This is a genomic window from Nitrincola iocasae (assembly GCF_008727795.1).
Lineage (GTDB): Bacteria > Pseudomonadota > Gammaproteobacteria > Pseudomonadales > Balneatricaceae > Nitrincola > Nitrincola iocasae.
In genome coordinates this window covers 593,655-611,214 of sequence record NZ_CP044222.1, presented here as the reverse complement: position 1 = coordinate 611,214, position 17,560 = coordinate 593,655, and the positions used below count along the sequence as shown (strand labels likewise).

Below are 17,560 nucleotides of genomic sequence, written 5' to 3'. Positions count from 1 at the left end.
CTCCACTCCTTTATACCCACCGCTAAACTAACACCCCTGCGCGCTAAACTGGTATCATCTGCCAAAATTTTCCATTTTAAGTCACCTCTGGAAGAATAACACCTGATGTTTGAAGAACTATCACAAGAGCAATGGCTAATCATCGCTACTGTAATTGCTATAATAATTTTGACTGCTATCGTGCTTTACAGACGATACAAACAACAAGTAGCACCCAACAAGACAGTCGCAGAGTCAAACATCAAAACTCAAAGTGCTCAAGCAGAGGAGCCCACAAGCTACCCACGCTTACCGCTGGGCGAAAAGCGCATTATTCCAGAGAAAGAACACCGTATTCCACGACAGCGCTTAGACGATAACGCCATGAAAGTGGTCTACCGTTTACATGATGCCGGTTATGACTGCTTTTTGGTCGGCGGCTGTATCCGCGACATATTACTGGGACAGAAACCTAAAGATTTTGATGTCGCTACCTCAGCACACCCAGAACAAGCGGTTGAGCTTTTCCACCGCGGCCGCCTCATTGGTCGCCGCTTCAAGCTCCTGCATGTCCGCTTTGGCCGCGAGCTGATCGAAGTGGCAACCTTCAGGGCTGGCCATGACAGTGAAGATAATGATGACGGAGAACAGGGGCGTCAGTCAGCTAGCGGCATGATCCTCAGAGATAATGTCTACGGCAACATTGAAGAAGATGCACTGCGCCGTGACTTTACCGTCAATGCACTCTACTACTGCGCCCGCGATTACAGCATTTATGATTTTGCCAACGGTTATCCGGATCTGCAGCAACGCATCATTCGCATGATTGGCGAACCGGCACAGCGTTACCGTGAAGATCCGGTCAGAATGCTCCGGGCGGCACGCTTTGCTGCCAAACTGAATTTTGACATAGAACCTGCCACAGCCGCACCGATCCACGAACTCTCGCCACTGCTGGGCCGCATAGCGCCGGCACGTTTATTTGATGAAGCGCTGAAGCTGCTTCAGTCAGGCTACGGTGCGGCGGCCTATCGGCAGATGCAACGTTTCGACCTGTTCCGCTACCTGTTTCCGTTAACACAAGAGATACTGGACAATCCGGAATGGCCGACCCCAATACTGATTCAACATGTACTCAAGAATACAGATAGACGCCTGGAGCAGGGAAAAAGTGTAACGCCGGCCTTTATGTTTGCGGCCCTGTTGTGGTACCCGCTTTATCAGCGCTACCTGGAGATTCTCGACGAGGACGATCTCCCGCCACTGCAGGCGTTGCATGAAGCCGCCAACCAGGTACTTTCAGCCCAGGTCAAAGCCACCGCCATCCCTCGGCGTTTTTCAGCACCCATGCGTGAAATATGGGAGCTGCAGCTCCGTCTACCAAGGCATCAAGGCAGAAAGGCTGACCAACTGATGGCACACCCCAGATTCAGAGCTGCTTATGACCTGATTCTGCTGCGGGAATCAGCAGGCGAGGATCTGGACGGACTTGGTCACTGGTGGACAGAGTATCAGAAGGGTAATGAGGTTCAGCGTCGGGAACTTAACACGGACATAGCCGCTGATGAACAACCACGCAAACGTCGCCGCAGACGTCGTAAACCGAGCAGCAAACCCAATGAGTGAGGTACGGTGCTTTATTGGCCTTGGCAGCAATCTGAACAACCCGGTTGAACAGGTTCGAAGTGCGCTGACCGAGTTGAACGACCTTCCCGGGATCCGAGTCACACGGCACTCTGCGTTGTATCGCTCAGAACCTGTAGGTCCTGCCGGCCAACCTGATTATATAAACGCCGTTGCCGAACTGAAAACTTCACTACAGCCCCTTGAACTGTTGGATGCATTGCAACAACTGGAGCAGATGCATCAGCGTAAACGTATTCAACACTGGGGACCCCGTACCCTGGACTTGGACCTGCTACTCTATAACAATGAATCTATTAATAATGAGCGCCTGAAGGTGCCACACCCTTACATGACACAGCGCAACTTTGTATTGCGGCCATTGGCTGACCTTGAGTCGGATCTCACTCTGCCGGACGGTAGCAAATTAATGCCCTACCTAGCAGATTGTCCAATGGGCACTCTTGAACAGTTACCGCTATAATACAGCGCTTACTGACAGATCGAATTAGTCTGGAACCCCTCTATGAGTAACATCACACTTCACACACTAACAAGCCTCAAACAGAAAGGCCGTAAATTTTCGGTACTGACCGCCTATGATGCAACTTTTGCACACTTGGTAAGCTCTGCCGGTATTGAAATGATTCTGGTTGGCGACTCGCTGGGCATGGTATTACAGGGGCACGACAGCACGCTGCCAGTGACCCTGGAGGACATGATCTACCACACCGCCGCAGTAGCCCGGGGCAATCAGGGGTCCATGATTATGGCTGACTTGCCCTTTATGAGCTATGCCACAGTTGAGCAGTGCATGCAAAGTGCCGGAAAACTGATGCAGTCCGGTGCACACCTGGTCAAACTGGAAGGCAGCGCCTGGCTGGCAGAAAGCATCAGTCTACTGTCCGAGCGCGGCATTCCTGTCTGTGCTCACCTGGGTTTGACGCCGCAGGCGGTCAATCGCTTGGGTGGCTATCGCGTTCAGGGTAAAGATCATGCCGCTGCGCAGCAGATGATTGAAGACGCCCGCTTACTCGAAGAAGCGGGTGCCAGCTTATTACTGCTAGAGTGTGTACCGACCTTGCTGGCCGAAGAAATCACTCGCAATGTGGACATTCCCGTAATCGGTATAGGTGCTGGACCGCATACCGATGCACAGGTACTGGTGCTGCATGACATGCTCAACATTACCACCGGACGCAAGCCTCGCTTCACTCGAAATTTCATGGCTAATGCTGACAGCATCGAGACAGCTATACGTCGATATGATGAAGCGGTAAAAGACGGCAGCTTCCCCAATCAGGATGAGAGTTTTTAAGTCACATGCGAACGTTTGATACTATTGCCCGGCTGCGTGATGAGCTGAGAAGCTGCCGCCATTCTGGTAACACTGTCGCCCTGGTCCCCACTATGGGTAACCTGCATGACGGCCACATTCGACTGATTGAAACAGCGGCCGCCGCCGCCGATACCGTGGTTGCCAGCATTTTCGTGAACCCTTTGCAGTTTGGTCGTAATGAAGACCTCAGCAGCTACCCTCGTACGCTGATTGAAGACCAGAACAAACTCCAGGAAGCTGGCTGTGATCTATTGTTTGCACCAACTGAACAGGAAATCTACCCACGTGGCCGTGACAGCCAGACCCGAGTGGAAGTGCCTGTGCTATCTGACCTCTACTGTGGTGAAACACGACCCGGCCACTTCAGCGGTGTGACCACGGTTGTATGTAAATTATTTAATATCGTCCAGCCGGATATCGCCGTATTTGGTGAAAAAGATTATCAACAGCTGCGTATCATCCGTAAAATGGTCAGTGACCTTTGCATAGCCACTGAAATTATCTCAGTACCCGTTGTACGTGCCGATTCGGGTCTGGCTCTCAGCTCCCGTAACGGTTATCTTTCTACTCAGGAGCTTGAACAGGCACCTGCACTGCAACGCATCATTCGCACAACAGCAGAAGCGCTGACACAAGGACGCCGGGATTTCAGCCAACTGGAACACGAAGCCACCCTACGACTAGAAGCCGCCGGCTTTCGCCGCGACTACTTTCGTATTGTCAGACGCAGCGACCTGGCACCAGCAACAGATAGCGATTCAACTCTGGTGATACTGGCAGCTGCCTGGATGGGCCCAGCAAGACTGATCGACAACCTTGAGCTGGAACTCTGAATTGAAACGCCAACAAGACAATGGTCTAAGCTCTATCTGCTTGACAGAAACAAGCCTGTTCACGCAGACTCAAAACCTACTGACACCTTACATCAGGAATTAGTTACACTTGCGTGAATGCGGCTCAGCCGCGCTTGTCCCCCGATGTCATACCCTATTCATCATTACTGGCGTATCATCGGTACAGTATGTCATCAAAGTCACAACAATGAGGAATACCTATGCGTGAAGTTGTTATCGTTGCTGCTGGTCGTACAGCGGTAGGTACATTTAATGGCGCCTTAGCGTCCCAGCCTGCTGCTATATTAGGTGCAACCGTCATCAAAGGTTTACTAGAAAAACATGCTATAGACGCTGCCAACATCGATGAAGTCATCATGGGGCAAGTCCTTACGGCAGGTTGTGGACAAAACCCAGCCCGCCAGGCGCTGATTCATGCAGGCATCCCTCAGGAAGTCCCTGCAATCACTATTAATAAGGTTTGCGGTTCCGGCCTCAAGGCGATCCAGATGGCGGTACAAGCCATACGCTGTGGTGATGCCGATATGATCGTTGCAGGTGGACAGGAGAACATGTCCTCGTCTCCACACCTTCTGCCTAACTCCCGCAACGGCGCCCGTATGGGTGACTGGAAGATGATTGATTCCATGATTACCGATGGCTTGTGGGATGCGTTCAACAATTACCATATGGGCATTACCACCGAAAATATCGTCGATAAGTACGGTTTTACCCGTGAAGAGCAAGATGCATTTGCCAGCGCCTCTCAAAATAAAGCTGAAGCCGCTGTCACCTCCGGGCGCTTTAAAGATGAGATTATTCCCGTCACCATCCCGCAACGTAAAGGCGACCCGGTTGTTTTTGATACCGACGAACAGCCTCGTTTCGGCTGTACGCCAGATGCACTAGCCAAGCTGCGCCCAGCTTTCAAGAAAGATGGCACAGTAACGGCGGGCAACAGCTCAACCATTAACGATGGTGCTGCCGCTGTAATTGTCTGCTCTGCTGAAAAAGCCGCTGAACTGGGCCTGAAACCTCTGGCTCGTATCAAGGCCTATGCATCTGCTGGTGTGGATCCAGCTATTATGGGTACCGGCCCTATCTGCGCCACTCAAAAAGCACTGGAAAAGGCCGGCTGGAATGTCAGCGATCTGGAGCTGGTTGAAGCCAATGAAGCTTTTGCCGCACAAGCCATGTCGGTGAACAAAGACCTGGGCTGGGACACCAACATCGTCAATGTTAACGGTGGCGCCATTGCCTTAGGCCATCCTATTGGAGCGTCCGGCTGCCGCATTTTCGTGTCGCTAGTACACGAAATGAACAAACGTGATGCCAAGAAAGCCCTGGCAACACTTTGCATCGGTGGTGGTATGGGTACGGCGCTGGCAATTGAGCGCGACTGAGTCCAGTAACACTTGAGCTAGCAAACGCCTAGCTACTGATAGTATTAAGCCAGATCCATGCAAGCGGATCTGGCTTTTATGTACAGGATGTACGGACACTGCATACGCGTCGTCCATGGTGCTATATGCCGCGAGGTCATAGGCTATTTTGTAGCAATAGCGCCCTTACCTACCCCTTCATAAGCCCGCACTTCAATCGTCGAATCCGGATATTCTGACTTAATCGCCTGAGCCAGATGATCAGCTATCTGCTCTACCGTCGTTTCTGTTTCCATCATGTAACAACAACGCATCGGCAGTAATAGCTCAAATCGCCCCTGTGGTGCTTCATAGACAAACAGAGCATGATTATCTTCACTGCTAAGCAAGTGCGCTTGGGTACCTAAATAGATATCTTCAAACTGTTGTGACCAATACAACTCAAGATCCTGGCGACGTTTCTGATCAACACGGACCTGCATCCGCGAACGATGACCATGAGCAATGCGCTGACAATTACCTCGATGCTGCTGCAAGCCATGACTGTAGTGATAAAAAGCGCCTTCTATGGCTTCGGCCACGAAGCGCAACTCCAAAGACTCAACCTGCTCAGGGAACAGCGCCAATAGTTGCGTTTCACACCATTTAGCGACCGCTTGCTGCTGTATTTCCATCACAGGAATCAGTGCAATCGCCTGATCCGGCGCCTTGCAAACAAAACGCTCTCCAGTGGGATAGGTCCAGTCGACTTGTGTTTCTCCTGTCGACTGCTGCCAACTTAGTCTACTCATTCCAGTAGCAACCACCAACATATGGTCGACATGCGTATCCAGCCAGGTTTTGATGCGTTTTTTTACCACACCAAAATCACAGATCATCCCCTGCTCATCCAACTTGCCCTCCAGGACCAGTTGCACTTCCCAGGATTCGCCCATCAAGCCCCGCTGCGGGTGCAGGTAGGAAAAATCTACATGGGTCAGGTTATCGACAAATAGCTTCACACACGCCTCTCTGCATTGCTTTAGTAAGATCTGTATTTTAGCCTAAAGCCACCGGGTTTTCATGATACAAACTGTAAGGAATACCTCAGCCCCGGCTTGCGCTATAATGGCGCTTTTAGCAAGAGTTAGCTGTTATGCGTCTGGATAAATACTTGGCACAAGCCACCGGCATGTCGCGAAAAGAGGTTAAAAAGCAACTACATGCAGGCTGGGTACTGGTCAACGATCAACTCGAGCGTGACAGTGGTCGTCATATCAATTCAGATGATCAGGTGGTACTGGATGGGCAGTTACTCTCAGAGCCCCGCCCGCGTTTTTTAATGCTGCATAAACCTGTTGGCTATATCTGCTCTAATGATGATCCCGTCCATGCCACTGCCCTCACATTAATAGATTTACCTGCAGCAGAGAAATTACTCATTGCCGGGCGTCTGGATCTGGACACTAGCGGACTACTGCTGCTCACCGATGATGGCCAGTGGACACACCGCATCACGTCTCCCAAACACAAACTGCCAAAACGTTACCGCACCTGGCTTGCCGAGCCCCTGGAAGCTAACGCCGAAATGCTGTTGCAGCGTGGAATAATGCTCAAGAGCGAAAAACAACGTACTAAACCAGCCCAGCTTGAGCGTATCAGCGATACGGAAGTACTGATCACGCTAACAGAAGGGCGCTATCATCAGGTTAAGCGTATGTTTGCAGCACTTGATAATCGGGTTGTCGCATTGCACCGAGAGCAGATAGGTGAAATTACACTGGATGACGCTCTGGCACCTGGAGAATACCGGGATTTAACCCAGGCTGAAATCGATTCTGTCTATGCGGGAGCCACACCAACGTGACTAACCGAGCGCACGTAGATCCAGCGTCTTCACTCATGTTCAGGACACTGCAAAACTCGCCTGAAAACAGTCTGTGGTTTGTGGATGAAAATATCAGCCTGCCACTGCCCGCCGCACAGACACAGATTCAGGTTATCACTAACCGATTTGATCTATTCCAGCAGCTGCAACAGGCAGGCTGGCACAGTCGCTTTAGTGATTTTGACACGAGTCACATTACTCCTCGCAGTCTTACGCGAATATTACTACGTATTCCCAAGGAAAAGCCGCTAGCTCACTATTTAATCAACCAGGCCGCTAAGTTGCTGGATGATCAAGGTGAGTTAGTACTGATTGGGGATAAATCAGAAGGCATTCGCAGCTACGGCAAACGCGCCAGGGAACGACTGGGCGGCCAGTTAAATGAAACTAAAATCAATGCGGGCCTGTGGTTCACCAGCATTACCCATGATGCACAGGCAAACACGCCTGAACTGGATGATCAGCAGTACACCCAGTTGCGACAGCTCAGCGATAGAACTGGCTTCAGTTTTATCAGCAAACCCGGTCTGTACGGCTGGCAAAAAGTGGATCAAGGCAGCGCGTTCCTGTGTGATGAGTTAGTGGTACTGCTTGATCAGCCACTGCCACTTTCCGGTCGTGTATTGGACTTGGGTTGCGGCTTTGGCTATCTCAGTCTACGCAGTGCCAGCACGAAGACACTACTCACCTGCACAGATAATAATGCTGCCGCTCTGCGGGCCTGCCAGGCCAATATCGATATGCAAGGCCTAAGGGCCGACGTCATTGCCAGCGATGCTGGCGATACCCTGCAGGGTCCATTTGACACGATCCTGTGCAACCCGCCGTTTCACTCCGGCTTTGCCACCAACAGTGATTTAACCAGTCGCTTCGTTGCCGCTGCGGCACGCCTGCTATCAGCTGAAGGCCATGCCTTCTTTGTGGTCAACAAACATATTGCCCTGGAGCACAAAGCGGCCTCACACTTTGGTAAAATCCACCTGCAGGCTGATAATGGACATTTTAAGCTCATACATTTGAGTCAACCCAGACACTACAGGAACTTGTCATGACGTTCGAATACCTTCGCCAGTCGCTTTTCTTTTTCAGACAACATCTACTGACTCTGGCTGCCATTCAATTGCCTTTTTTGGCCCTGATTGGCCTGTTGAGTTTTTTTCTGCAGGGCGATCTAACCAGCGGTGAAGACGTTGCAAGTGGTAGCTTTTTGTTACTCGGCTTGCTGCAACTATGTCTGCTGCCACTCTACTGGGGTGCCACGATTTTCTACATGCAGTCGGTTCTGGATGGCAAACCCCTGACCGTCATGAGCGCCATCAGCCTGGGCATGACTAGCTGGGGGCGTTTACTTCTGACTTACATACTCAATGGCTTTGCCGTGTTACTAGGCTTAATTATGCTGATCATTCCTGGTGTTTATGTCGGTGTGCGTCTGGCCTTTGCCGATTATGTCTGTGTACTCGAAGGTAAAAGTGCCACTCAGTCACTGAAGCAAAGCTGGTCACAAACGCAGCCCTACTTTTGGATGCTGGTGCAGGGCTTCGTGATTATTTTCCTCTGCTTGTTCCTGCTCCAGATGCTGATTCAGCAGTTATTCGGATCAACGCTTCCAGGCACTCTGCTGTCTTTACTGGTGGACTTCGGTGGGGTCATGCTGACTGTATTTGGCTTTCGCGTGTTCAGTGTGATGCGAGAAGAGCAATAGGGAGAGCAATAGACTGCGCCACTCCTGCGCATCCATGCGCTCGTGGCATACCGTACATCCTGTACATAAAAAAACCCGGGCAGCTTAGCTGCCCGGGTTTTTTTATTATAGTCGCCGGCGCTTAAGCGCTGACAGACTCATCTTCATCCATATCTTTCATGGACAGTTTGATACGTCCACGAACATCTACATCCAGTACTTTAACCTTAATCACATCATCCATTTTGATATAATCAGTAACGGCTTTGACGCGCTCGTTGGCGATCTGTGAAATATGCACCAGACCATCTTTACCTGGCAGAATATTTACAAAGGCACCGAACTCTTCGATACGCACAACTTTACCTTCGTAGATTTTGCCAACTTCGGCTTCAGCGGTGATCGCCAGAATACGCTCTACAGCTGCTTTGGCATTTTCTTTGTTGTCAGCATAGACACGCACAGTGCCATCATCTTCGATATCGATGGAGGCGCCAGTTTCTTCAGTCAGTGCACGGATGGTCGCACCACCTTTACCGATCACGTCACGGATTTTCTCTGGATTAACTTTCAGCTGCGTCATCGCTGGTGCATTATCAGGCAGTTCTGGACGGCTGTAGCCTATCACTTTCGCCATTTCACGCAGGATATGCTTGCGCGCATCCATGGCCTGACCCAGAGCGATCTCCATGATTTCTTCGGTAATACCGGTGATCTTGATATCCATCTGCAGTGCCGTAACACCACTTTCAGTACCAGCTACTTTAAAGTCCATATCACCCAGGTGATCTTCATCACCGAGAATATCGGTCAGAATGGCAAAACGATCGCCTTCTTTAACCAGACCCATGGCAATACCGGCAACAGGTGCTTTCAGAGGCACACCGGCATCCATCAGTGCCAGCGAAGCGCCACAGACAGAAGCCATAGAGCTGGAACCGTTGGATTCAGTAATCTCGGAAACCACACGAATGGTGTAAGGGAATTCTTCCAGTGTCGGCAGCATTGCCTGCACACCACGACGCGCCAGACGACCATGGCCGATTTCACGACGACCTGGGCCCATCATGCGCGAGGTTTCGCCTACTGAGTAGCCTGGGAAATTGTATTGCAACATAAAGTTGTCTTTGCGCTCACCTTCAATGGCGTCGATAATCTGCATGTCACGCGCGGTACCCAGGGTACAGGTGACGATCGCCTGGGTTTCACCACGGGTGAACAGTGAAGAGCCATGCACGCTTTTCAGTACATCGATTTCAACATCAATCGGGCGTACGGTTTTGGTATCACGACCATCAATACGCGGCTGACCATCCAGAATACGACCACGGACAGTGTCTTTTTCGATGCTACCGAAGACTTTTTTAACATCTTCATCAGACGGAGCGTCATCGGCGCCGGTTACAAGTGCAGTAACCACTTCATCACGCAGCGCACGTACAGCGTCCTGGCGCTGAGCTTTATCAGCCACCTGGTAAGCATCACTCAAGCGAGAGCCCAACAGCTGCTCTACCTGTGCAGTCAAAGACTCATCTTTAGCCACTGGCTGCCAATCCCAGGTAGGCTTAGCAGCAACAGCGGCAAATTCATTGATCGCCTGAATAACGACCTGCATCTCCTGGTGCGCATACAACACAGCACCCAGCATTTCATCTTCAGTCAACTCTTTGGCTTCAGATTCAACCATCAGTACCGCATCAGCGGTACCGGCAACCATCATATCCAGCTCAGAGGTAGCTAGCGTGGCGTAGTTCGGGTTAAGAAGATAGCCCTGCTCTTCGTTAAAGCCGACACGCGCGGCGCCAATCGGACCCTGGAAAGGAATACCTGAAATAGCCAGGGCCGCTGAGGTACCAATCATCGCCGCCACATCTGGATCCGTGCCTTTATCAGACGAAACAACCTGACAAATCACCATGACTTCATTCATGAAGCCTTTCGGAAACAGCGGACGAATTGGACGGTCAATCAGACGAGAGGTCAGCGTTTCTTTCTCGGTAGGACGGGCTTCACGCTTGAAGAACCCTCCAGGAATGCGGCCAACCGCATAGTATTTTTCCTGATAGTGCACAGTAAGCGGGAAAAAAGACTGACCAGGTTTGGCCTCTTTCATACCGACAACGGTACACAGAACCTGGGTTTTTTCATCCACAGTAACCATAACGGCACCGGTGGCCTGGCGCGCAATGCGTCCAGTTTCAAGCGTGACGGTCTGCTGACCGAATTGAAAAGTTTTGGTAATCGCTTGCACGATATTCTCCTATTAGGTATTGAGGTATCAGTGCTGCAAACCAATCATACAATTCTTTGAGCCAGTACTCAGCTATACGCTGTATGCAACGTACAGCTGAGTACGGGCTAGATGATTGTCAATGTTCACAGTGCTGAAAAAAACAGGGCCATACAAAGTATGGCCCGGGTAACTCTTAGCTTAGCGACGCAGACCCAGACGGGCGATCAGCTTAAGATAGCGATCAGCGTCTTTGCGCTTCAGGTAATCCAGCAGCTTACGACGCTGGTTTACCATGCGAATCAAACCACGACGTGAGTGGTGATCCTGTTTGTTCGCTTTGAAGTGACTCTGCAGGCCAGTAATGTTAGCTGTCAGCAGGGCTACCTGAACTTCCGGTGATCCGGTATCGCCAGTGCCACGACCGAATTCAGCGACAATCTCGGCTTTCTTTTCTGTTGCTAATGCCATTTTTTTCTCCTTTAACAATATGCACACAGCCAACAGGCTGCTGGTTTATAGACGCGCAGAGCCGGGCATATTTCCAGTACTGCGTCAGTAGTTATAACCCGATGGCTATAACCGTTTAATCATTCAATTGGGTGTCAGTCCGAACCAGACGCTTACCTTTCAGGCGCGCTTCTGAATCCGTTTCTGCCAAACCCAGAAAACGTCCACTGGACTGCTCAAATACCCGCCACTCAGAGGCAGGTATCAAGTCAAGATCAACCAGTGTACGCCCTTGTAATAGCGCAACTGCTTGCTCGTCTGTCAGGTGACAGTCGGGTAAGGATTCTATTGCGCTCCAAGGAGGTAATAATAACGTATCCAGACTATTTTGTATGCAGTGCGGATCATCCGTCTGTAAGGCTTTAATCTGCTCATCCAGTGCCTCAAGAGACAGCATTTGAGATTGATCAAACTGCCCAGTGCGAATGCGGCGCAGTCGACTAACATGTGCGCCACAGCCAAGCAACTCTCCAAGATCCTGCACAATACTACGAATATAGGTGCCTTTAGAGCAATGAATTTCAAGATCCAGCTCCTGATCACGCAACGCCAGCAAACGGATTTTGTCAATCCGCACCTGGCGAGGCTTAACCTCAACCTGAATGCCTTTTCTGGCCAGCTTGTACATCGGCTGCCCTTGCACTTTCAGCGCTGAATAGATCGGTGGTACCTGCTCTATTTCACCCTGAAAATGTGCTTGCAACAAGGCTTCAACCTGTGAGGCTGTCAGATCATCAGGAACGGGACGTGTTTCTGTCACCTCACCATCGGCATCGGCTGTATCTGTTTTTTCGCCTAATCTGGCGGTAGTCAGATACGCTTTGTCAGCATCCAGCAAGTACTGGGAAAACTTGGTCGCTTCTCCCAGACAGATAGGCAGCAGCCCCGTTGCCAGAGGATCCAACGCACCCGTATGGCCAGCCTTGGCAGCACCATAGAGGTGTTTGATTTTCTGCAATACCTTATTCGAGCTCATCCCGGCGGGCTTATCCAGCAAGAACACCCCGTCAACCGCACGACCTTTAGGTTTACGCGCCAAGCCGCCTTACTCCTCAGACTCGGAGCGCTTTTGCTCCCGCTGAAAGGCCTGTTCAATCAGGCTATGCAGACGACGTCCGCGGTCGACGCTTTCATCAAAGTGAAAACGCAGCTGTGGCATGACGCGCAACTTAATACCACGCGATAATTCCTTGCGCAAAAAACCCGCCGCATTATTCAATACAGCGAGAGACTGAGGAACCACGGATTCTTCATCCTGCTCACCTATCGGCATTACGGTAACGTAGGTATCAGCATAGCCAAGGTCTTTACTGACCTTGACATAACTGACCGTGACCATACCCAGGCGGGGATCCCTGATCTCACGCTGAATCAGCATGGATAGATCCCGCTGGATCTGATCCGCTACCCGATCGGTTCGTTTAAACTCGCGAGCCATATCTCTCCATTACAGCGTGCGCTGTACTTCAATGGTGTCAAAGACTTCGATCTGATCGCCGACTTTAACATCGTTATAGTTTTTCACCCCGATGCCGCACTCCATGCCATTACGCACTTCTGCCACGACTTCTTTAAAGCGACGCAGTGATTCCAGCTCACCTTCGTAAATGACCACGTTGTCACGCAGTACACGAATGCGCTTGTTGCGGTGCACTGTACCCTCAGTCACCATACAACCGGCAATCTGACCCAGCTTCGGTGAACGGAACACATCACGCACTTCTGCAACACCGACAATTTCTTCACGATATTCCGGTGACAACAGCCCTACCATCGCCTGTTTAACATCATTGATGATGTCGTAAATGACGCTGTAATAACGCAGTTCCAGCTCTTCACGCTCAACGATAGCTTTCGCCTGGTTATCGGCACGTACGTTAAAGCCGATCATAATGGCAGAAGAAGCCAATGCCAGGTTGGCATCAGTCTCACCGAAGCCGCCAATACCACTGGAAACAATATTCACTTTAACTTCGTCAGTGGACAGATCTTCCAGCGAGCTTGTCAGCGCTTCCAGAGAACCACGAACATCCGCTTTCAGTACAATGTTCAGGGATTTAACCTCACCGGCTTGCATATTCTCAAACAGATTTTCCAGTTTGGATTTTTGCTGACGGGCCAGTTTAATTTCACGGAATTTACCCTGGCGGAACATCGCCACTTCACGGGCTTTCTTCTCAGAAGACACCACAGTGAACTCGTCACCGGCATCCGGTGTACCATCAAGACCCAAAATCTCAACTGGTATCGCCGGGCCAGCAGATTCTACTGGACGTCCAGCTTCATCAAGCATGGCGCGAACTTTACCGTAATGCAGACCAGCCAGGACGATATCACCTTTGCGCAGCGTACCATTCTGTACCAACAAGGTAGATACTGATCCACGGCCTTTATCCAGACGCGATTCAACCACTACCCCTGACGCGGGCATATCCGCAACGGCCTTGAGTTCAAGCACTTCAGCCTGTAGCAACACTGCATCCAGCAGCGCATCAATCCCTTCACCAGTTTTCGCTGAGACATGCACGAATTGCACATCACCGCCCCACTCTTCAGAGATGACATCGCGCTGCGCTAACTCATTACGTACGCGATCCGGATCAGCTTCGGGCTTATCAATTTTATTCACAGCAACAACTAACGGCACACCGGCCGCTTTGGAATGCTGAACCGCTTCTTCCGTCTGCGGCATCACGCCATCATCAGCCGCAACAACCAGAATAACGATATCCGTCAGTTTGGCACCACGTGCACGCATAGCGGTAAAGGCGGCGTGTCCTGGAGTGTCCAGGAAAGTCACCATGCCGTTTTCCGTTTCAACATGGTAAGCACCAATATGCTGGGTAATACCACCCGATTCACCCGCAGCCACTTTGGCTTCACGGATATAGTCCAGCAATGACGTTTTACCATGATCGACATGACCCATGACCGTAACAACTGGCGCACGGGAAGTGCCTTCTCCTTTGTGCTGTTGCAAGCCTTCAAGCAAAGCATCTTCAATGGCATTTTCCTGCAGAGGAACGGCTTTGTGGCCCATCTCCTCAACCACCAGCACGGCGGTGTCCTGATCCAATACCTGATTGATGGTTGCCATAGCGCCCATCTTGAACATCACTTTGATGACTTCAGCGGCCTTGATCGACATTTTTTTAGCCAGATCTGCCACAGTGATGCTTTCAGGAACACTAACTTCATGCACTACAGGTGCAGTCGGCTTTTCAAAACCATGCTGGTTTGCACTGGCGCGTCCGCGTCCCATTGCACGCTTCGGGCTTTTACCCGGACGGCGTGTTCCACGCGGACCTTCTTCATTCAGGCCAGGGCCCTTACGGGTTGCGGCCGGCTTACCACGACGAGGAGAATCATCTTCATCGCGACGGCCACCACCTTTAGGACGATTTTCCTTGGTTTTGGTACGAGCAGGCCCCTTTTTCTCTTCAACCGGCTCAGTCACAACCGCGATATCAGGCACTGTAGTAGCCGCCGCCACTTTCTGGGCCACGGGTGCTGCTTCTGCTTTATCAGCAACACTCGCATCCGCAGCCTCTGCGGCTTTCACCTCAGCAACCGCTTCAACATTTGACACTACCGGCTCAGCTGAGACGCCCGTTTCTGCAACGACATCTGGCTGTGCTATAGCCTCATTAGCAGCAACTTCAATTTCCGGACTGTTACTGGCTTCGTCCAAACCTTCACGCTTCACATAAGTACGTTTTTTACGTACCTCAACATTCACTGTTTTACGTTTGCCTGCAGCACCGGCAACTTTGAGCTGCGATGTAGTCTTGCGTTTCAACGTAATTCGACTGGGTTCAGCCACAGCACCCTCATCACCATGTGATTTTTTCAGGTGAGTAAGTAGTGACTGACGCTCTGTTTCAGAAACCATTGAGGTTTCTGACTTACCTTTGATTCCGGCATCCTGCATCTGATTGAGCAAACGCTCAACGGATACACCAACCACATCGGCAAGTTGTTTAACGGTTACTTCTGCCATAAATGGGTTCCTCTTCTCCGTTGACTGTTACTGACTTTCTGAAAACCATGGAGCGCGCGCAGTCATTATCAGCGCAGCGGCCCGTTCTTCATCCAGCCCCTCAATTTCTGTTAATTCATCGACGGACTGCTCTGCCAGGTCTTCCATAGTAATGACACCAATCGCTGCTAGCTGATAAGCCAGCGCACGATCCATGCCTTCCATGGTCAAAAGATCTTCTGCAGGTTCCGTAGACCCTAATTGTTCTTCATTTGCGATCGCCAGATTGAGCAGTGCATCTTTGGCTCTAGCTCGCAGCGACTCAACGATTTCTTCGTCGAAACCATCAATTTCAAGCATTTCATCAACCGGCACATAAGCCACTTCTTCCAGTGAAGTAAAGCCTTCTTCGACCAGTATCTGCGCCAGCTCATCATCAACATCCAGGTGTACCATAAACAGATCCAGCACACGGCCGACTTCAGACTGATGCTTTTCCTGTGCCTCGGCTTCACTCATCACATTGAGTTTCCAGCCAGTCATTTCACTGGCCAAACGCACATTCTGACCATTACGGCCGATTGCCATTGCCAGCGCCTCTTCTGCCACAGCAACATCCATAGAGTGGCTATCTTCATCAATCACGATAGACGCAACCTCTGCAGGCGCCATGGCATTGATGACCAATTGCGCTGGATTATCATCCCAAAGGACAATATCCACACGTTCACCACCCAGCTCATTGGTCACCGCCTGTACACGTGAACCACGCATACCTACGCAGGCACCGACTGGATCGATACGACCATCATTGGTTTTAACCGCAATTTTGGCACGTGATCCAGGATCGCGTGCAGCTGCTCTGATTTCAATCACTTCTTCAGCAATTTCAGGCACTTCAAGACTGAACAGCTCAACCAACATTGCAGGTGCTGTTCTGCTCAAAATCAATTGTGGACCACGGCCTTCGGCGCGTACTTCTTCAAGCACGGCACGTACCCGATCACCCATGCGAAAGCTTTCACGCGGCAACAGGTGCTCACGGGGCAACAAGGCTTCAGCATTATTACCCAGATCAATAATGACATTGTCACGTGTCACTTTTTTGACGGTGCCAGCAATCAATTCCCCTTGACGATCACGGTATTGATCAACCACTTTAGCCCGTTCAGCTTCACGCACTTTCTGTACGATGACCTGTTTGGCTGTCTGTGCAGCAATACGTCCAAACGCAACGGATTCGACCTGCTCTTCGTATACATCGCCAGGTTTCAGTGCCGGATCAAGTTCTAACGCTTCCTGAAGCGTCAGTTCTGTGCCCAATGTAGGCACGCCCTCATTATCCATAACCAACCAGCGACGGAAGGTATCATAATCACCTGTAGCGCGATCTATCTGCACGTGGATATCGGCTTCTTCGTCGTAACGTTTCTTGGTTGCAGTCGCCAGCGCCACTTCAATCGCTTCAAATATAACTGCCTTTGGCACATCCTTTTCATTGGATACTGCTTCAGCAACCAGCAAAATCTCTTTATTCATTACCCAGCCTCACCTGAACCTTACAAACGCTTAAAATTGCGGAACCAGTCGCGCCCGATCTATAAAATCAAGGGGCAACAAGTATTCATGATCATCCACTACTAGCAGTATCTCATCACCTTCAACGCCATTCAGTACACCTTTGAAGCGCCGACGCCCTTCAAAAGGGACTCGCAGACGAACTTCCAACTGGTGACCCAAATGAGCCTGATACTGCTCCAGTGTGTATAGGGGCCTGTCCATTCCTGGCGAGGAGACTTCCAGCAGATATTGCTCTGCAATCGGATCTTCTACGTCAAGAATACCACTGACCTGATGACTAACCCGGGCACAGTCATCCACCGTGACACCCTCCGGGCCATCTATATAAATTCTCAGAGTGCTCTGTTTTCCTGCTGACCGAAATTCAACCCCCCACAGGTCAAATCCCAGCGCACTGATTGCAGGTCTAATCAAACTTTCCAGCTGCTTAATCTTAGCTGACACGCTACTTACCTCTTACTGACACCGCGACAGGGGCGTCCCATCTACTATCGGTAACAAATCGCATTGACTGCGCTGTTACGAGTTGACCCACGCCAAACAAAAAATGGGT

General features: G+C 50.8%; 16 protein-coding genes. 8 read left to right on the top strand and 8 right to left on the bottom strand.

Going from position 1 to position 17,560, the window contains the following annotated elements:
* Positions 1-105: 105 nt before the first annotated feature.
* The 5 genes from pcnB to F5I99_RS02860 all read left to right on the top strand — a co-directional run bounded on the left by pcnB (position 106) and on the right by F5I99_RS02860 (position 5,177).
* Positions 106-1,605 carry a polynucleotide adenylyltransferase PcnB gene (gene pcnB / locus F5I99_RS02880; RefSeq protein WP_151053563.1) on the top strand — a complete coding sequence of 500 codons (1,500 nt, stop codon included), beginning with the start codon at positions 106-108 and terminating at the stop codon, positions 1,603-1,605.
* The gene (gene folK, locus F5I99_RS02875) at positions 1,598-2,086 is read left to right on the top strand and encodes a 2-amino-4-hydroxy-6-hydroxymethyldihydropteridine diphosphokinase (RefSeq protein ID WP_151053562.1); all 489 of its coding nucleotides are present in this window, start codon (positions 1,598-1,600) and stop codon (positions 2,084-2,086) included. The genes pcnB and folK overlap by 8 nt, the downstream gene beginning before the upstream one ends.
* A gap of 42 nt (positions 2,087-2,128) precedes the next feature.
* The gene (gene panB, locus F5I99_RS02870) at positions 2,129-2,920 is read left to right on the top strand and encodes a 3-methyl-2-oxobutanoate hydroxymethyltransferase (RefSeq protein ID WP_151053561.1); all 792 of its coding nucleotides are present in this window, start codon (positions 2,129-2,131) and stop codon (positions 2,918-2,920) included.
* 5 nt (positions 2,921-2,925) lie between these two features.
* On the top strand, positions 2,926-3,774 hold the full coding sequence (panC, locus tag F5I99_RS02865) for a pantoate--beta-alanine ligase (protein ID WP_151053560.1): 849 nt from the start codon (positions 2,926-2,928) through the stop codon (positions 3,772-3,774).
* A 221-nt stretch (positions 3,775-3,995) separates the two neighbouring features.
* Positions 3,996-5,177, top strand: a complete 1,182-nt coding sequence (locus F5I99_RS02860) for an acetyl-CoA C-acetyltransferase (RefSeq protein ID WP_151053559.1) — start codon at positions 3,996-3,998, stop codon at positions 5,175-5,177.
* Between the two features lie 143 nt (positions 5,178-5,320).
* Here F5I99_RS02860 and F5I99_RS02855 read toward each other — a convergent pair whose 3' ends face one another.
* Positions 5,321-6,157, bottom strand: a complete 837-nt coding sequence (locus tag F5I99_RS02855) for a 6-carboxytetrahydropterin synthase (RefSeq protein ID WP_151053558.1) — start codon at positions 6,155-6,157, stop codon at positions 5,321-5,323.
* 134 nt (positions 6,158-6,291) lie between these two features.
* On the opposite strand from F5I99_RS02855, the gene rsuA reads away from it, so the two are divergent.
* Genes rsuA through F5I99_RS02840 form a run of 3 tightly spaced genes read left to right on the top strand, consistent with a single transcriptional unit; the run spans position 6,292 to position 8,728 of the window.
* Positions 6,292-7,002 carry a 16S rRNA pseudouridine(516) synthase RsuA gene (gene rsuA / locus F5I99_RS02850; RefSeq protein WP_151053557.1) on the top strand — a complete coding sequence of 237 codons (711 nt, stop codon included), beginning with the start codon at positions 6,292-6,294 and terminating at the stop codon, positions 7,000-7,002.
* Positions 6,999-8,075, top strand: coding sequence for a methyltransferase (locus F5I99_RS02845; protein ID WP_151053556.1), 1,077 nt, complete (start codon positions 6,999-7,001; stop codon positions 8,073-8,075). Before rsuA ends, F5I99_RS02845 begins: the two co-directional genes overlap by 4 nt.
* Positions 8,072-8,728 carry a YciC family protein gene (locus F5I99_RS02840; protein ID WP_151053555.1) on the top strand — a complete coding sequence of 219 codons (657 nt, stop codon included), beginning with the start codon at positions 8,072-8,074 and terminating at the stop codon, positions 8,726-8,728. Before F5I99_RS02845 ends, F5I99_RS02840 begins: the two co-directional genes overlap by 4 nt.
* A 121-nt stretch (positions 8,729-8,849) precedes the next feature.
* On the opposite strand, the gene pnp is transcribed toward F5I99_RS02840, so the two are convergent.
* The 7 genes from pnp to rimP all read right to left on the bottom strand — a co-directional run bounded on the left by pnp (position 8,850) and on the right by rimP (position 17,451).
* Positions 8,850-10,958, bottom strand: coding sequence for a polyribonucleotide nucleotidyltransferase (gene pnp / locus F5I99_RS02835; protein WP_151053554.1), 2,109 nt, complete (start codon positions 10,956-10,958; stop codon positions 8,850-8,852).
* A 180-nt stretch (positions 10,959-11,138) separates the two neighbouring features.
* Positions 11,139-11,408 (bottom strand): 30S ribosomal protein S15, encoded by a 270-nt coding sequence (gene rpsO / locus F5I99_RS02830; RefSeq protein ID WP_151053553.1) that lies wholly within the window; start codon positions 11,406-11,408, stop codon positions 11,139-11,141.
* A gap of 115 nt (positions 11,409-11,523) precedes the next feature.
* Complete coding sequence (gene truB, locus F5I99_RS02825; RefSeq protein ID WP_151053552.1) at positions 11,524-12,486, bottom strand: tRNA pseudouridine(55) synthase TruB; 963 nt, start codon at positions 12,484-12,486, stop codon at positions 11,524-11,526.
* A 6-nt stretch (positions 12,487-12,492) separates the two neighbouring features.
* Complete coding sequence (gene rbfA, locus F5I99_RS02820) at positions 12,493-12,885, bottom strand: 30S ribosome-binding factor RbfA (protein WP_151053551.1); 393 nt, start codon at positions 12,883-12,885, stop codon at positions 12,493-12,495.
* 9 nt (positions 12,886-12,894) lie between these two features.
* Positions 12,895-15,447: a translation initiation factor IF-2 gene (gene infB / locus F5I99_RS02815; RefSeq protein ID WP_151053550.1), complete on the bottom strand. Its 2,553-nt coding sequence runs from the start codon at positions 15,445-15,447 to the stop codon at positions 12,895-12,897.
* Between the two features lie 27 nt (positions 15,448-15,474).
* A complete protein-coding gene (nusA, locus tag F5I99_RS02810; RefSeq protein ID WP_151053549.1) occupies positions 15,475-16,965 on the bottom strand; it encodes a transcription termination factor NusA in 1,491 nt (496 codons plus the stop codon).
* A 30-nt stretch (positions 16,966-16,995) separates the two neighbouring features.
* The gene (gene rimP / locus F5I99_RS02805; RefSeq protein WP_151053548.1) at positions 16,996-17,451 is read right to left on the bottom strand and encodes a ribosome maturation factor RimP; all 456 of its coding nucleotides are present in this window, start codon (positions 17,449-17,451) and stop codon (positions 16,996-16,998) included.
* Positions 17,452-17,560: the final 109 nt, after the last annotated feature.

What these genes read in the sequence shown, in the direction of transcription:
- pcnB (WP_151053563.1), top strand. Translation starts at nt 106, where the DNA reads ATGTTTGAAGAACTATCACAAGAGCAATGGCTAATCATCGCTACTGTA.
- infB (WP_151053550.1), bottom strand. Translation starts at nt 15,447, where the DNA reads ATGGCAGAAGTAACCGTTAAACAACTTGCCGATGTGGTTGGTGTATCC.
- nusA (WP_151053549.1), bottom strand. Translation starts at nt 16,965, where the DNA reads ATGAATAAAGAGATTTTGCTGGTTGCTGAAGCAGTATCCAATGAAAAG.
- panB (WP_151053561.1), top strand. Translation starts at nt 2,129, where the DNA reads ATGAGTAACATCACACTTCACACACTAACAAGCCTCAAACAGAAAGGC.
- rbfA (WP_151053551.1), bottom strand. Translation starts at nt 12,885, where the DNA reads ATGGCTCGCGAGTTTAAACGAACCGATCGGGTAGCGGATCAGATCCAG.
- F5I99_RS02840 (WP_151053555.1), top strand. Translation starts at nt 8,072, where the DNA reads ATGACGTTCGAATACCTTCGCCAGTCGCTTTTCTTTTTCAGACAACAT.
- folK (WP_151053562.1), top strand. Translation starts at nt 1,598, where the DNA reads ATGAGTGAGGTACGGTGCTTTATTGGCCTTGGCAGCAATCTGAACAAC.
- rpsO (WP_151053553.1), bottom strand. Translation starts at nt 11,408, where the DNA reads ATGGCATTAGCAACAGAAAAGAAAGCCGAGATTGTCGCTGAATTCGGT.
- rsuA (WP_151053557.1), top strand. Translation starts at nt 6,292, where the DNA reads ATGCGTCTGGATAAATACTTGGCACAAGCCACCGGCATGTCGCGAAAA.
- panC (WP_151053560.1), top strand. Translation starts at nt 2,926, where the DNA reads ATGCGAACGTTTGATACTATTGCCCGGCTGCGTGATGAGCTGAGAAGC.
- F5I99_RS02860 (WP_151053559.1), top strand. Translation starts at nt 3,996, where the DNA reads ATGCGTGAAGTTGTTATCGTTGCTGCTGGTCGTACAGCGGTAGGTACA.